The organism is Streptomyces sp. NPDC090021 (assembly GCF_044748225.1).
Taxonomy (GTDB): Bacteria; Actinomycetota; Actinomycetes; order Streptomycetales; family Streptomycetaceae; genus Streptomyces.
Genome location: NZ_JBIVFO010000004.1, coordinates 1 through 14,877, shown reverse-complemented (window position 1 = coordinate 14,877; position 14,877 = coordinate 1). Strand labels below are relative to the sequence as shown.

Sequence of the window (14,877 nt, the reverse complement as noted above, 5' to 3'; positions counted from 1 at the left end):
GTTGGTAAAGTCCGGGCATGGCGGTGGACGAGCTCGACACCAGAATCCTGCGCCTGCTGATCGAGCAGCCGCGCACCAGCGTCCGTGAGTACGCCCGGATCCTCGGTGTGGCGCGCGGCACCCTCCAGGCCCGGCTGGACCGGCTGGAGCGCACAGGCGTGATCACCGGGACCGGGCCGGTGCTCTCCCCCGCCGCGCTGGGCCATCCGGTGCTGGCCTTCGTGCACATCGAGGTCACCCAGGGCCATCTGGACGACGTGGGCGATGCCCTGGCCGCCGTACCGGAGATCATCGAGGCCTTCTCGATCACGGGCGGCGGGGACCTGCTGACCCGCGTGGCGGCCCGGGACAACGAGCACCTGGAGGACGTGATCCAGCGGCTGATCCGGCTCCCGGGCGTGGTCCGCACCCGCACGGAGGTGGCCCTGCGCGAGCGGGTCCCGCACCGGCTGCTGCCGCTGGTCGAATCCGTGGGGCGCAATGCCCGCAGAACCTGACAGGATCATCGGAACAGGACTCGACAGGCAGGACGGGCACAGCGGATGATTTCCGTCATATTCGATCTCGACGGCACCCTCGTGGACAGCGAGCCGAACTACTACGAGTCCGGGCGTCGCACGCTGGAGCGGCACGGCGTCCCCGACTTCACGTGGGAACAGCACTCCCGCTTCATCGGCATCGGCACGCTGGAGACCCTGGAGATCCTCAAGGACCGCTACGGGATCCCGACCCCCGTCGAACAGCTGCTCGCCGAGCAGAACGCCGCCTACCTCGAACTCGCGCGCACCCGGACCGAGGTCTTCCCGCAGATGCGGGGGCTCGTCGAGCGGCTGTACGCCGAAGGGGTGCCGATGGCCGTGGCCTCCGGTTCCTCGCGCGAGGCGATCGACGCCGTCCTGGCGGGCACCGGGCTGGCCGCGTCGCTGACCACGGTGGTGTCCGCCGAGGAGGTCGCACGGGGCAAGCCCGCCCCGGACGTGTTCCTGGAGGCGGCCCGCCGGCTGGGCGCCGAGCCGGCCGACTGCGTGGTCGTGGAGGACGCGGCTCCGGGGGCGCGGGCGGCCCGGGCCGCGGGCATGAGCTGCGTGGTGGTGCCGTACGCGGCGGACATCGCCGACGACCCGGCCTTCGCCTCCGCCGGGCTCCTCTTCCGGGGCGGGCAGCCGGAGTTCAGCGCGGACGCCGCGTACGCGTGGCTGAGCGCACGCGCGGCGTCGCGGGCCGCGCGCGCGACCGGCTGACGGAGCACCGCAGCGGGCCCGCCCCGGACGGGCGGGCCCGGGCTCTGGCGCCCTGCGGGCGCGGCTGTCACCCTGCCGCGTGCCCGCGCCCCTGCACCCGGGCACCCTCGGCGGCGGCCCGTGCCGGTGGCCCCTGCGGGCCGCCGCCGTATGCGGACTGCTCGCGGCGCGCGACCGGCGCCAAGCCGTTCGCGCAGGTCGTTCTCCTCGGGGGTGAGAGGTTCCCCGGGCCGGCGGATACGGGCGGGCTTGGGCCGCAGCGGCAGGCCATCGTCCGTCGCGGCGGCCTCGGCTTCCGCGAGCGCCCGGTACGGCGAGGCGACCGAGGGTGAGTTGCCCGCGTTCTTCCCGACCTCGATGGAGAGCTTCTTCGCGATCTCGGGAACGGGAACGCCCTCGTCCTGGTGCGACAGGCGCTGCCGGCGGGCGCCACAGCGCCGCGCACAACGCACGGGCTTCGAGAGGACTTTCGCAAACGGCCACCTGCGGAAACGTGATCACTCCGGGGCTCTCTGCAGGCACGCTCACACGTCGCGGCGCCTCACGACGAGCACCGCGAGTGCGACCGTGGTCAGCGGCCAGAGCGTGTACACGATCCAGGAGCCGGGGACCGTGGCGGAGTAGCCCAGGGATCCGGGGTCCGGCTCCCAGGTTTGGACCAGGCGATTCCAGGCGGCCGACACCAGGGCGTGTTTGATCTCCGCCGACCAGCGGTTGCTCTCCGAGAACATGGTGGGCAGCATCAGCAGGGTGAAGACGCTGGTGACCATGGTCCCGGCGGCATGCCGCAGCAGAACGCCGAGGCCCAGACCGACCAGGGCGCAGACCGGAGCCAGCAACGCGGATGCCACCACCGCCCGGAACACCCCGGGATGGGTGATCGGAACACCGGCATGGTGCCCGTCCAGGATGGCCTGGGAGACCAGGAAGGAACCGGTGGAGACGACCGTGCCGACCGCGGTCCACAGTGCGGCGGTGACGGCTGCCTTCGCCAGCACGACCGAGCCGCGGGCAGGGACGGCCACGGTGGTGGTGCGGATCAGTCCGCTGCTGTATTCGCTCACTACGGTGAGGGCGCCCATGCTGGCGGCGACGAGCATCAGCGTCCAGTAGCCGGCCGCCGGGAAGGCGTCGTAGGGCCGGAAACCGGTGGGGCCGGAGCGCGCGGCCTTGTCCGTCAGCGTGGCCACGGCGGTGGACCCGATGACGAACAGGACGGTGAGTGCGATCGTCCACGGGGTGGAGCGCAGGGACCTCATCTTGATCCACTCGGAGGCGACGAGGTCGCGGAAGCGGGCGGTCGGCGCGGCGACGGGGGTGGTCGGGGGGACGGGGGCGAGTGTGGTCATCGGGGCTGTCCTGCCAGGTATTCGACGCTGTCGGCGGTGAGTTCCATGAAGGCCGCCTCCAGTGAGGCGGTACGCGTGGTCAGCTCGTCCACCCGGATGCGGTTCTCGAAGGCGAGCGCTCCGATCCGGTCCGCCGGGAGCCCCGTCACGGCGAGCTTCTCGGCGCCCGCCGAGCCCTCCTGTTCGACCGAGGCGCCCGCCGCGGTCAGCACGGCTGTCAGCTCGGCAGCCTGCGGTGTCCCGACCACGACGCTGCTACGGGTGCTACGGGCCGCGAAGTCCCGTAGCGGCTCGGCGGCGATGAGGCGGCCCCGGCCGATGACGACCAGCTGGTCGGCCGTGTTCTCCATCTCCGACATCAGGTGGCTGGAGAGAAAGACCGTGCGCCCCTCGGCGGCCAGGCGACGGAAGAGCCGACGTACCCAGAGCACGCCCTCCGGGTCCATGCCGTTGATCGGCTCGTCGAACATGAGCACGGGCGGGTCGCCCAGCAGGGCGGTGGCGATGCCGAGGCGCTGTTTCATGCCGAGGGAGAAGCCGCCGATGCGGCGGGTCGCCGCCTCGGTCAGCCCCACTTCCTGGAGCACCTCGTCCACCCGGCGCCGCGGGATGCCGTTGCTGCGGGCCAGGGCGGACAGGTGGGCAGCGGCGCTGCGTCCGCCGTGGACCTGTCCGGCGTCGAGGAGGGCGCCGACGCGCCGCAGTCCGCGCGGGTGGTGGTGGAATGGGACGCCGCTGACGGTGGCGCTGCCGGTGGTGGGCGCGTCCAGGCCGAGGATCATCCGCAGGGTGGTGGACTTGCCGGCTCCGTTGGGGCCGAGGAACCCGGTGACCTGGCCCGGCCGCACGGTGAAGGACAGATGGTCGACGGCCGTCTTGCCGCCGTAGCGCTTGGTGAGTTCGTTGACTTCGATCACGACACCCACACTGCCGGGAGGACTCCGCCCGGGCACGGGGCCGTGGGTGGCAATCGTGCGGGCGCATGAGCCCGTGGGCGTACGTCCCCAGGCCGATGCCAAGCGGACGGTGGCGGGTTAGTCTCGCGGCGTGAACCCCGTAACGATCACTCCGGTGCCCGCGTGCGTTGCACACCGAGGCCCCGCCCCCGAGAGGGCACACCACCGATGACGAGAATGAAGGGCGTGGCCTGGGCGGGGGGTGCCTCCTACCTCCTCATGGTGGGTCTGCTGGTGGGGGTCGCGACGCGGGCGTCGGGCACGGTCCACGCTGTCGGTTCACTGCTGGCCGTGAGCCTGCTCGTCGGCGTGGTGCGACGGAAGCCGCAGCTGGCTCTGGCCATGGCACTCTTCGGATCCACCGCCGTGGTGGTGGGCACACCCGGCTCCGTTCATGAGGGCCTGGCGGCGTCGTACCAGGGCCAGTTCCTGTCGTACCTGGCGGTGGACCTCGTACTGGGCTTCATCGTCGCCACCTGCACGCGGCGCGTTTCGATCATGGCCGTGGCCGTGTCCTTCGTCGTGCAACTCCTGGTGATCGGCGGCTTCGCGCACGGGGACAACCTGACCGTCAACGGGGTGATCGCCCTCCTGGCGATGGCCGCGTCCTGCATGGCCGGTCTGCTCAGCCGCGAGCGCCGCGAGCACGCCGTGGCGCTACGCGCACAGGAGGTGGCCGAGGCCGTGACCGCCGAACGGCTGCGCATCGCACGAGAGCTCCACGACATGGTCGCGCACAGCATCGGCATCATCGCCATCCAGGCCGGTGTGGGCAGCCGCGTCATCCAGACCCAGCCGGCGGAGGCGTGCGAAGCCCTGCGCGCCATCGAGGCCACCAGCAGAGAGACCCTGTCGGGCCTTCGGCGCACGCTGGTCTCGCTCCGTCAGGCCGACCGGGGCGCGACCGCCTCGGAGCAGTCACCGCCGCTTGCGCCCTCGCCGGGGCTGGCGGACGTCGAACAGCTGGCGGCAGCGACCGCGGACGCGGGGGTACGCGTCGACGTGCGCCGCAGCGGAGAGCAGCGGCCTCTGCCGGCCGACATCGACCTGTCCGCCTACCGCATCGTGCAGGAGGCGCTGACCAACGTGGTGCGCCATGCAGGCAGCGGGCGTTGCCGAGTGGCCATCGACTACGGAGACGAAGAACTGTGCGTGGAGGTCGTCGACGACGGGCGCGGCGCCACCGGGAACGGCTCGACCCACGGCTTCGGCATCATCGGGATGCGGGAGCGGGTCGGCCTGCTGCACGGCCGCCTCAGCGCCGGACCGCGCCCCGAGGGCGGCTTCCGGGTGGCGGCCCGGCTGCCGCTGCCCGCACCCGCCGGAGTCCCGGTGGAGGCCCGATGACCGTCCGGATCCTGCTCGTCGACGACCAGCCGCTGGTTCGGTCCGGGCTGCGCGTACTCATGGCCGACCACCCCGACCTGGAGGTCGTCGGTGAAGCCGCCAACGGTGCCGAGGCCGTCCGACTGGTCAGGGACGTGAGTCCCGATGTCGTGGTGATGGACATCCGGATGCCCGGCATGGACGGCATCGAGGCCACCCGCCTGATCACAGCCGGCCCGGAGGCCACACGCGTCCTCGTCCTGACCACCTTCGACGAGGACGACCACGTCTACGGCGCGCTCCGGGCCGGCGCGAGCGGCTTCGTGGTCAAGGACATGGCGCTGGACGACATCCTCGCGGCGGTCCGCGTGGTCGCGGCCGGCGAGGCACTGATCGCCCCGGGTGTGACGCGCCGTCTGATCGCCGACTTCATCGGGCGCCCCGCGGCCGTCCCGGAGCGCTCCCCACAGCCGGTCGCAGGCATCACCGAACGGGAACGGGAAGTGCTGACCCTGGTCGGACGCGGCCGGTCGAACACCGAGATCGCAGAGGATCTCTTCATCACCGTGGCCACCGCCAAGTCGCACGTGTCACGGCTGCTCACCAAACTGGGCGCCCGCGACCGCGTCCAGCTCGTCATCACCGCCTATGAGATGGGGCTCGTCACGCTGCCTCGCTGATGGTGTCCTCGGCCCCCCGGAGTCCCGGAGACGCCCTGGTCGCTGCCGTCTCGTGTACGAGCCGCCGCCACCAGGCCACCCACTGCGGCTGCCGGCGCAGCCGGCCCACCGCATGATCGAACAAGACCTTCGGGCCCTCGGCGTGCGCCCGGTGCCCACGGGGACCTCGGTGTGGACCGGCCCCTGGTCGGTGCACCGCGACCGGTGGTGGTTCCCCGCCCCGGCGACCTTCCGCCCCGGGCGGTGGGACGACGACGCCCCGCACCGGGTGCCCGGACACGCCTGGTTCCCCTTCGGCGGCGGGCCGCGGGCCTGCCGGGGCGCGGTTCACGCTGGTGGAGGTCGCGCTCGTGCCGGCTGTCCTGGGGCAGCGGTTCCACCTGGACGGCGGGAGCCGGCGGGCCGGGGGCCTGCCCGGGGCCTCACACTCCAGCCCGACCGGCCGGTCCTGGCCACGTTGCGCGGGCCCGCCGGAGCCCCGGGGGCGTAGCGGCGGGAAGATCCCGCGACCTCCGCGAGTTGGTAGAACCGTGAACGATCTGATGCGGAGCACGGGCGGCGGGTACGCGGGCACAGTGGCGGACGTGGACGTGGTGGTCGTCGGCGCCGGGCAGGCGGGCCTGTCGAGCGCGTACCACCTGACGCGGGCGGGGCTTGACCACGTGGTCCTCGACCACGCGCCCCGCCCGGGCGGGGCCTGGCAGTTCCGCTGGCCCTCGCTCACCTACGGCAGGGTCCACGGCATGCACGCCCTGCCCGGCATGGAGCTGACCGGCGCCGACCCGTCGCGGCCCTCGTCGGAGGTGATCGCGGAGTACTTCGCCGCCTACGAGGACCGCTTCGGCCTGCGGGTGCGGCGCCCGGTGGACGTGTCGTCCGTACGCGAGGGGGACGGCGGGCGGCTGCGCGTGGAGACATCGGCCGGCGTGTGGTCGACGCGGGCCCTGATCAATGCCACCGGGACCTGGGACCGCCCCTTCTGGCCGCGCTACCCGGGGCAGGAGACGTTTCGCGGCCGGCAACTGCACACCGCGGACTACCCGGGGCCGCAGGAGTTCTCCGGCCTGCGGGTGATCGTCGTGGGCGGGGGCACGTCTGCGGTCCAGCACCTGCTGGAGATCTCCGAGGTGGCGGCGGGGACCGTCTGGGTGACGCGGCGGCCCCCGGTCTTCCGCGACGGAGGCTTCGGCGAGGCCGAGGGGCGGGCCGCCGTGGCCCTGGTGGACGAGCGGGTACGCCGGGGGCTCCCGCCGCAGAGCGTGGTCAGCGTGACGGGCCTCCCACTGAACGAGGCCGTCCGGGCCGGTCTGGCCTCGGGCGTCCTGAACCGCCTGCCCGTGTTCGACCGGATCACCCCCACCGGCGCCGCCTGGGCCGACGGCAGCCGGGTGGACGCGGACGTCATCCTGTGGGCCACCGGGTTCCGCGCGGCCGTCGACCACCTGGCGCCGATGCGCCTGCGCGAGCCGGGCGGCGGCATCCGCGTCGAGGGGACCCGGGCGGTACGGGACGAGCGGATCCACCTGGTCGGCTACGGCCCGTCGGCATCGACCATCGGCGCCAACCGCGCGGGAGGGGCGGCCGTCCGCGAGATCCGCCGCCTGCTGTCCCGCGAACGGGCCGCCGTGCCGGCGCCCTGACGCTCGGGCGGCCCCCCGCGGCGGCCGGCGTCACCCGCCGTGCGTACCCGCGCGGGCGCGGTGCCTGTTGAACTCCGCCACGTGCTTCTTGTGCTCCTCGTACGTCGCCGAGAAGCGGGTGTCCCCCGGCTTGACGGTGACGAAGTACAGCCAGTCGCCCGGTGTGGGGGCGACGGCCGCCGCCATGGCCTCCAGGCCCGGGTTGTCGATCGGGGTGGGCGGGAGGCCCTGGCGTTCGTAGGTGTTGAAGGGGCTGTCGATCCGTGTGTCGCTCAGCGTGGTGTCGACGGTGTTGCGGTTCAGCGCGTAGTTGATGGTGGAGTCCATCTGGAGCGGCATCGACTTCGCCAGTCTGTTGTGCACCACCCGGGCGACCTTGCCCATGTCGGCGCGGCTCTCGGCCTCCGCCTCGATGACGCTGGCCATCGTCGCCGTCTGGTACGGGGTCATTCCGTGCGCTTTGCCGCCGTCGGCCACCGCCTTGGTGGCGAGCTTCTCGTTGGCCGTGCGCACCATGTGGGCGAGCAGCGTGGCCGGGGTGGTCTTCGAGGTCACCGGGTACGTCGCCGGGAAGAGGTACCCCTCCGGGTTCCCCTTGGCCTCCGCGGGCAGCGCCGGGGCCACGGCGAGCGCGGCCGACTTCGCGGATCCCGGCGGAAGCTTCAGTTCGCGGTCCACCGCTGCGTACACCTGCGACGCGCGCCAGCCCTCGGGGATCGTCAGCCGGCGCGGCTCCTCAGGCCCCGCCCCACCTCGCAGGACCGGGATCAGAACGACTGCACCGAGAGTGAGCAGCACGCCGAGGAAGAGCGCCAGTCGGCCCCGGCGGGTGAGCCGGGATCGGCGCCGGGGCGGCCGGTACGCAGGACTCATGCCGGAACGCTAACCCGCAGACCGCATCTTTCCCGACATTCAGCTCGCGCGCCGGTCATACGGTCATACGGTCACACCTTCACCGGTGCCAGCTGCGCATCCTCCGGCGGCTCGGGGGCGAGCGCGGCATCCCGGTCCCGCCGGACGAGGGCCGCATACCGGCCGTCCGCCTTCAGGAGCTCCTCGTGGGTGCCGCGCTCGGCTATGCGCCCGCCGTCGAGGACCACGATCTGGTCGGCGTCGCGCACGGTGGACAGCCGGTGCGCGATGGTGATGGTGGTGCGGCCCGCGGACAGGTGGTCGATGGCCTGCTGAACGGCGTGCTCGGTACGGGTGTCGAGGGCGCTGGTGGCCTCGTCGAGGATGAGCACCGGAGGGTCCCTGAGGATGGTGCGGGCGATGGCGAGCCGCTGCTTCTCGCCCCCGGAGAAGCGGTAGCCGCGCTCACCGACCAGGGTGTCGTAGCCGTCGGGCAGGGACGCGATGTGGTCGTGGATCTGGGCGGCGCGGGCCGCCTCGGCGATCTCCTCGTCGGTGGCGTCCGGCTTGGCGAAGCGCAGGTTGTCCGCGACGGAGGCGTGGAAGAGGTAGGTCTCCTGGGACACCACTCCGACGGAGCGGGCCAGCGAGTCGAAGTCGAGGTCGCGCACGTCCACCCCGTCGATGGCGACCCGTCCACCGGTGACGTCGTAGAGCCGGGGCACGAGGTAGCTCAGGGTGCTCTTCCCGGAGCCCGTGGGGCCGACCACGGCGAGCGAGCCGCCGGCCGGGACGGTGATGTCGATCCCCGTGAGGGTCGGGCCGTTCTCGGAGTCGTAGGTGAAGTACACGTCCTCCAGGGCGACCTCACCCTTGGCGCGGTCCAGACGGACCGGGTCCGCGCGCTCGGTGATGTCCACCGGCAGGTCGAGGTACTCGAAGATGCGGGCGAACAGCGCGAGCGAGGTCTGTATCTGCACACCGGTCGACAGCAGGCTCACGGCGGGCCGGAAGAGTCCCTGCTGGAGGGTGACGAAGGCGACGAGGGTACCGACGGAGAGGGAGGGGGCACCGGTCTGGAGGGCGATGCCGGCGGCCCAGTAGATCAGTGCGGGCATGGCGGCCATGACGATGCCGATGGTGGACATCCGCCAGCGCCCCGCCATGCTGGAGCGCACTTCGAGGTCGACGAGCTTCTCGGACTCGGCGGAGAACGCGGCGGTGAGGGACTCGGAACGGCCCATGGTGCGGCCGAGGAGGATGCCGCTGACCGAGAGCGACTCGGTGACCGTCGCGGCCATGGCGGCCATCTGCTTCTGGCGCTTCGTCGTGATCCTCTTGCGCTCGTGCCCGACCCGCCGGCTGATCCACACGAAGACGGGCAGCAGGAGCAGGGAGACCAGGGTGAGCCGCCAGTCGAGCGCGAGCATGGCGACCACGGTGGCGATGACGGCCGTCAGGTTGGAGACGAGCGAGGTCGCGGTCGAGGTGACGGTGGCCTGCATGCCGCCGATGTCGTTGGCGATGCGGGACTGCACTTCTCCGGTACGGGTCCGGGTGAAGAAGGCCAGCGGCATCCGCTGGAGCTGCGCGTAGACGGCGGTGCGCAGGTCGTGCATGACGCGCTGGCCCACGGTGGTGGATATCAGGGTCTGCAGCACGCCGAAGACGCTGGTGACGACGGCGGTGAGGATCATGCCGAGCGCGAGCAGGCTGAGCAGCCCGGTGCGGCCCTGGGGGATCGCGACGTCGAGGATCTCCTTGAGCAGGAACGGCGAGGCGACGCCGACCAGCGAGGAGGCGCAGACGAGCAGGCCGACCACGGCGAGCCGGCCGCGGTAGGGCCGGAACAGCGCGACGATCCGGCGCAGCTCCCGGGGCTGCTCCGCCGGGGCGGGCCGGGTCGGATCAAGGGGGTCTTTCGATGGGGTCCACTTCGGTTCGTCGTGTGGCATGGGCACCCTCTCGGGGGTCGGGGGCGGTGGTCGGGGCTTCGGCGGAGCGGTGGGGCTCCTCGCGGTGCCGGCCCGGACGAGCCGGCACCATGAGAGCATAGGTCATTGTTACCTATACTCACAATGAACGGTGTCCTGATATCGTTCCCGCATGAGCTCCGCCTCCGACACCGATCGCCTCCTCGCCGAACAGCTCCTGCGCCTGACGCGCAGGCTCCACCGGATCCAGAAACGCCACATGGTGCCGCTCGGGATCACTCCCGCCCAGAGTCGGCTGCTGCGCCTCGTCTCGCATTACGAGGGGGAGCAGCCGCCACGGATGGCGGACCTCGCCGCCCGGCTGGAGGTCGTCCCCCGCGCGGTGACCACCCTCGTCGACGGCCTGGAGGCGGCCGAGTGCGTACGGCGCGTGCCCGACCCGGCGAACCGCCGCGTCATCAGGATCGAGCTCACCGACACCGGCCGCGCCACGCTGCGCCGTCTGCGCAACGCGCGGACCGACGCCGCAGAGGAGATCCTGGCTCCGTTGACCGCCGACCAGCGTGAGGTGCTCGGCGGTCTGCTGAACGCCCTGTCGGACGCCCCGTCGGAGCGCACCTGCTGATGGGGCCACTCGGGGGCCGCACCGAGGCGAGGGGTCGCACATGCCGCTGCTGGAACCGGAGCCGGGGGCCCTGCGCCCGCGCGACATCGGCGACCCTTCCCCCGACCGGGTCCCCCCGCACCGGGCGGCCGGGACGCCGGAACCACTCCGGAGCGAGCTGACGGAGCTGGTGGGCGCCGAGAAGGTGCTGTGGAAGGTCTCCGACCTGGTCCGCTACGCCTCCCCCTACCGCTTCGTGCCCCAGGTCGTGGTGATCGCCGAGGACATCGACGACATCTCCGCGGTCCTCTCCTACGCCCGCGGCCGCCGGCGGGAGGTGGTCTTCCGCGCCGCCGGGACCTCGCTCAACGGGCAGGCACAGGGCGAGGACATCCTGGTCGACGTACGCCGTCACTGGGCGGGCGGGCGTCGGCGTGCGCAAACCCCTTCCCCCCGGCCCCCGGCGGACGGAAAATCAATTGCCCGCCCCCGGTCCGTAAGGCGAACCTTGCACGGTTTGGACCACTCGACCAGTCATGGGGCGTCATGCAGATCAGCGATCTTCCGTATCCGGATCCGGGAGTACCAGACGCTCGTTCGGGCCCCCGTTTCCTCCTGTGGCTGGGGCGTGGCCAGCTCGGCGGACAGCTCAAGAGCCTGTGCTGGGGCATGCTGCACTTCGGCGGCGTCGCCGGACTGCCGTACGCCGTGGGCCTGGGGGTCGACGCGGTCGTCGACCGCGAGCCGAAGCGGCTTCTGCTCGTCGGCGGCCTGCTCGTCCTGATCGGCGTCGCCATCTCGGTCGGCGACGCCATGCTCCACCGCACCGCCGTCACCAACTGGATCACCGCCGCCGCCCGTGTGCAGCAACTCCTCGCCCGCAAGACCGCCGAGCTGGGCTCCGCCCTGACCCGCCGGGTCGCCGCGGGCGAGGTGGTCGCGGTGTCCACCGGCGACGTAGAGAAGATCGGATGGTTCGTCGAGGCGGTCTCCCGCTTCCTCGCCGCCGTCTTCGCCGTCGTCCTCGTCTGCGTCGGCCTGGTCTTCTACGCCCCCGAGCTCGGCGTGGTCGTGGCCGTCGGGGTGCCGCTGATCGCCCTGGCGGCGCTGCCGCTGCTGCCACGTGCCACCCGACGCGCCGACGTCCAGCGGGAGAAGGCGGGCAGGGCGACCGAGCTGGCCTCGGACACCGTCGCCGGCCTGCGTGTGCTGCGCGGCATCGGCGGCGAGGAGCTGTTCCTCGGCCGGTACCGCGAGGCTTCGCAGGAGGTCCGCAAGGCCGCGGTGCGCAGCGCCCGGATGTGGGCGCTGATCTCCGCGATCCAGGTGGTGCTGCCGGGCCTGCTGCTGATCACGGTCGTCTGGTACGGCGCTTCGCTGGCCCTGGAGGGGCGCATCGCGGTGGGCGAACTCGTCGCGGCCTTCAGCGCGGTGGCCACCCTGCTCTACCCGTTGCGGCACTTCGAGGAGATCGCGATGGCGTACTCCTTCTCGCGTCCCTCCGCGCAACGGGCCGCCCGGGTGCTGTCGTTGACCCGGACGGATCCGGCGGAGCGCTCCGCACCGGCCGAGCCGGTCGGAGAGCCCGCCGCGGGCGGGGACCTCTACGACCCGAGGACCGGACTGCTGGCGCCCTCCGGCCGGTTCACCGCCGTCGTCTGCGGGGACCCGGATCTGGCGGGCCGGCTGGCGGAACGCCTCGGCGGCCACCCCGTGGACGAGCGGGCCGGGGACCGGGACGGCGACGACGGAGCGGGCCGGGAGGCGAAGGACGCTCCTTCGGTGCTTCTCGGCGGGGTCGCGCTGGACGAACTCGAACTGGACACCGCCCGCAGGCTGGTCCTCGTACAGGACAAGGATCCGGTGCTGCTGTCGGGAACGCTGCGCGATCTGTTCGACGTACCGGCGTCCGGGTCGGTCGGCCCGGACGCCGCCCTGGCCGCCGCCCAGTGCACCGATGTACTGGACGCGCTGCTGCAGTCCGCGCCGGACGGGGTGGACGACCCGATGGACGCCCGGATCACCGAGCGCGGACGGTCGCTGTCCGGGGGCCAGCGCCAGCGCCTGGCGCTGGCCCGGTCCCTGGTCACCGACCCGGAGGTACTCGTGCTCGACGAGCCGACCTCCGCGGTCGACTCGCACACCGAGGCACGGATCGCGGACGGGATCGCGGCCCTGCGGACGGGGCGGACCACGGTCGTCCTGGCGTCCTCCCCGCTGCTGCTGGACCGCGCGGACCGGGTCGTGCTCATCGACGACGGCGCGGTCTCGGCCGTCGGGACCCACCGCGAGCTGCTGCACCGCGAACCGCGCTACCGGGCGGTCGTCACCCGCGAGACGGACGAGGAGCAGCGGCTCGCCGGGCTCGGCATGACAGGAATGACAGGGCTGGAAGAAGCACTCACAGAGATCGAGGAATCCGCATGATCGGCGTGGCGCCGCCGGAGTACGACCCGGCGGCCCCCGAGACGGCCGCCACCCTGCCCGTGGGCACGCCGGCGACCGTACGGGGCTATGTGCGCGACCTGTTCCGGCGCCACCGGCGGGCCTTCCTGCTGCTGGTCGGCGTCAACGCGGTCGCGGTGATCGCCTCCATGGTCGGCCCGTACCTGCTGGGCCGGGTCGTGGACGATCTCGCGGCGGGGGCGCGCGAGCTGCATCTGGAGCGGATGGTGGTGCTGTTCGCGCTGGCGCTCGCCGTACAGACCTGCTTCGTGCGGCTGGTACGGCTGCGCGGGGCGATGCTGGGCGAGGAGATGCTCGCCGACCTGCGCGAGGACTTCCTGGTGCGGTCGGTGGGGCTGCCGCCGGGCGTGCTGGAGCGGGCCGGTACCGGCGATCTGCTGGCGCGGATCACCACCGACATCGACCGGCTGGCGAACGCGATGCGGGAGGCCGTGCCGCAACTGGCCATCGGCGTGGTGTGGGCGGGACTGCTGTTCGGCGCCCTGGCGGTGACGGCACCGCCGCTGGCGCTGGCCGCGCTCGTCGCGCTGCCGGTGCTGGTGATCGGCTGCCGCTGGTACTTCCGGCGCGCGCCGTCGGCGTACCGCTCGGAGGCGGCGGGCTACGCCGCGGTCGCGGCCGTGCTCACCGAGACGGTCGACGCCGGCCGCACGGTCGAGGCGCACCGGCTGGGGCCGGAGCGGATCGCCCGGTCGGAGCGCCGGATCAAGGAGTGGACGGCGTGGGAGCGGTACACGCTGTTCCTGCGGACCGTCCTGTTCCCCGTCATCAACGTCACCTTCGTGACGATCCTCGGCTCGGTGCTGCTGATCGGCGGCTACTGCGTGATGCAGGGCTGGATGTCGGTGGGGCAGCTGACCACGGGCGCGCTGCTGGCGCAGATGCTGGTCGATCCGATCGGCCTGATCCTGCGCTGGTACGACGAGCTGCAGATCGCCCAGGTGTCGCTGGGCCGTCTGGTGGGCGTGCGGGAGATCGAACCGGACGCGGGGGACGCAAAGGTGGCGCCCGACGGCCGGGACGTGCGGGCCCAGGACGTCCGCTTCGGCTACCGGGAGGGTGTGGACGTCCTGCACCAGGTGTCGATGGCGGTGCCGCCGGGCACCCGGATGGCGCTGGTCGGCCCCTCGGGCGCGGGCAAGTCCACCCTGGGACGGCTGCTCGCAGGCATCTACGAGCCCCGCGCCGGCGCGGTCACCCTCGGCGGGGCCCGGCTGTCGCGGATGCCCGCGGAGCGGGTCCGCGAGCACGTGGCCCTGGTCAACCAGGAGCACCACGTCTTCGTGGGATCGCTGCGCGACAACCTGCGTCTCGCGCGGACGGGTGCCGAGGACGCCGAGCTGTGGGCGGCGCTGGGCGCGGTGGACGCGGACGGCTGGGCGCGGGCCCTGAAGGACGGCCTGGACACCGAGGTGGGTTCCGGCGGTACGGCGCTCACCCCGGCGCAGGCCCAGCAGGTGGCGCTGGCCCGGCTGGTACTGGCGGATCCGCACACCCTGGTGCTGGACGAGGCCACGTCGCTGCTGGACCCGCGGGCGGCACGGCACCTGGAGCGCTCGCTGGCCCGGGTGCTGGACGGCCGTACGGTCATCGCCATCGCCCACCGGCTGCACACGGCCCACGACGCCGACGTGATCGCGGTGGTCGAGGGCGGCCGGATCAGCGAACTCGGCTCGCACGACGAGCTGGTCGCGGCGGACGGGGCGTACGCGGCGCTGTGGCGGTCCTGGCACGGCTGAGCCCGCGGCACCGGCCGGGCCGGCACCGGCCGTCGGCCCCGGGCACGGGACGCCGGACGCGGGGCCGACGGGCACGGGCGCCGGGCACGG

The 14,877-nt window shown here is 72.8% G+C and carries 13 protein-coding genes and 1 pseudogene; 10 read left to right on the top strand and 4 right to left on the bottom strand.

Annotation, left to right across the window (positions count from 1 at the left end; genetic code table 11):
* Nucleotides 1-17 precede the first annotated feature (17 nt).
* Together ACIPXC_RS03710 and ACIPXC_RS03705 are read left to right on the top strand one after the other, a co-directional pair.
* Complete coding sequence (locus ACIPXC_RS03710) at nucleotides 18-497, top strand: Lrp/AsnC family transcriptional regulator (protein ID WP_401613164.1); 480 nt, start codon at nucleotides 18-20, stop codon at nucleotides 495-497.
* Between the two features lie 45 nt (nucleotides 498-542).
* Nucleotides 543-1,241, top strand: a complete 699-nt coding sequence (locus tag ACIPXC_RS03705) for an HAD family hydrolase (protein ID WP_401613162.1) — start codon at nucleotides 543-545, stop codon at nucleotides 1,239-1,241.
* 524 nt (nucleotides 1,242-1,765) lie between these two features.
* Here ACIPXC_RS03705 and ACIPXC_RS03700 read toward each other — a convergent pair.
* Both ACIPXC_RS03700 and ACIPXC_RS03695 read right to left on the bottom strand, forming a co-directional pair.
* Entirely contained in the window at nucleotides 1,766-2,590 is an 825-nt protein-coding gene (locus tag ACIPXC_RS03700; protein ID WP_401613160.1) for an ABC transporter permease, read from the bottom strand.
* Nucleotides 2,587-3,507, bottom strand: coding sequence for an ATP-binding cassette domain-containing protein (locus ACIPXC_RS03695; RefSeq protein WP_401613158.1), 921 nt, complete (start codon nucleotides 3,505-3,507; stop codon nucleotides 2,587-2,589). The genes ACIPXC_RS03700 and ACIPXC_RS03695 overlap by 4 nt, the downstream gene beginning before the upstream one ends.
* 207 nt (nucleotides 3,508-3,714) lie before the next feature.
* Here ACIPXC_RS03695 and ACIPXC_RS03690 point away from each other — a divergent pair, with 207 nt between their 5' ends.
* From ACIPXC_RS03690 to ACIPXC_RS03675, 4 genes are read left to right on the top strand one after another with little or no spacing between them, the layout of a single operon-like run.
* Nucleotides 3,715-4,893 (top strand): sensor histidine kinase, encoded by a 1,179-nt coding sequence (locus ACIPXC_RS03690; protein ID WP_401613156.1) that lies wholly within the window; start codon nucleotides 3,715-3,717, stop codon nucleotides 4,891-4,893.
* Nucleotides 4,890-5,552: a response regulator gene (locus tag ACIPXC_RS03685; RefSeq protein ID WP_401613154.1), complete on the top strand. Its 663-nt coding sequence runs from the start codon at nucleotides 4,890-4,892 to the stop codon at nucleotides 5,550-5,552. The genes ACIPXC_RS03690 and ACIPXC_RS03685 overlap by 4 nt, the downstream gene beginning before the upstream one ends.
* Nucleotides 5,521-6,042, top strand: a complete 522-nt coding sequence (locus tag ACIPXC_RS03680) for a cytochrome P450 (RefSeq protein ID WP_401613152.1) — start codon at nucleotides 5,521-5,523, stop codon at nucleotides 6,040-6,042. Before ACIPXC_RS03685 ends, ACIPXC_RS03680 begins: the two co-directional genes overlap by 32 nt.
* 52 nt (nucleotides 6,043-6,094) lie before the next feature.
* On the top strand, nucleotides 6,095-7,192 hold the full coding sequence (locus ACIPXC_RS03675; RefSeq protein ID WP_401613519.1) for an FAD-dependent oxidoreductase: 1,098 nt from the start codon (nucleotides 6,095-6,097) through the stop codon (nucleotides 7,190-7,192).
* A gap of 30 nt (nucleotides 7,193-7,222) precedes the next feature.
* Here the strand turns inward: ACIPXC_RS03675 and mltG are convergent, their stop codons facing one another.
* The gene (gene mltG / locus ACIPXC_RS03670; protein ID WP_401613150.1) at nucleotides 7,223-8,065 is read right to left on the bottom strand and encodes an endolytic transglycosylase MltG; all 843 of its coding nucleotides are present in this window, start codon (nucleotides 8,063-8,065) and stop codon (nucleotides 7,223-7,225) included.
* A 71-nt stretch (nucleotides 8,066-8,136) separates the two neighbouring features.
* Nucleotides 8,137-9,999 (bottom strand): ABC transporter ATP-binding protein, encoded by a 1,863-nt coding sequence (locus ACIPXC_RS03665; protein ID WP_401613148.1) that lies wholly within the window; start codon nucleotides 9,997-9,999, stop codon nucleotides 8,137-8,139.
* Nucleotides 10,000-10,150: 151 nt separating this feature from the next.
* On the opposite strand from ACIPXC_RS03665, the gene ACIPXC_RS03660 reads away from it, so the two are divergent.
* The 4 genes and pseudogenes from ACIPXC_RS03660 to ACIPXC_RS03645 all read left to right on the top strand — a co-directional run bounded on the left by ACIPXC_RS03660 (nucleotide 10,151) and on the right by ACIPXC_RS03645 (nucleotide 14,787).
* Complete coding sequence (locus ACIPXC_RS03660) at nucleotides 10,151-10,603, top strand: MarR family winged helix-turn-helix transcriptional regulator (RefSeq protein WP_401613146.1); 453 nt, start codon at nucleotides 10,151-10,153, stop codon at nucleotides 10,601-10,603.
* Nucleotides 10,604-10,643: 40 nt separating this feature from the next.
* Nucleotides 10,644-11,006, top strand: a pseudogene (locus ACIPXC_RS03655) (FAD-binding protein); the annotation flags it as partial.
* A gap of 122 nt (nucleotides 11,007-11,128) precedes the next feature.
* A complete protein-coding gene (locus ACIPXC_RS03650) occupies nucleotides 11,129-13,009 on the top strand; it encodes an ABC transporter transmembrane domain-containing protein (protein ID WP_401613144.1) in 1,881 nt (626 codons plus the stop codon).
* Nucleotides 13,006-14,787, top strand: coding sequence for an ABC transporter ATP-binding protein (locus ACIPXC_RS03645; RefSeq protein WP_401613142.1), 1,782 nt, complete (start codon nucleotides 13,006-13,008; stop codon nucleotides 14,785-14,787). The genes ACIPXC_RS03650 and ACIPXC_RS03645 overlap by 4 nt, the downstream gene beginning before the upstream one ends.
* Nucleotides 14,788-14,877: the final 90 nt, after the last annotated feature.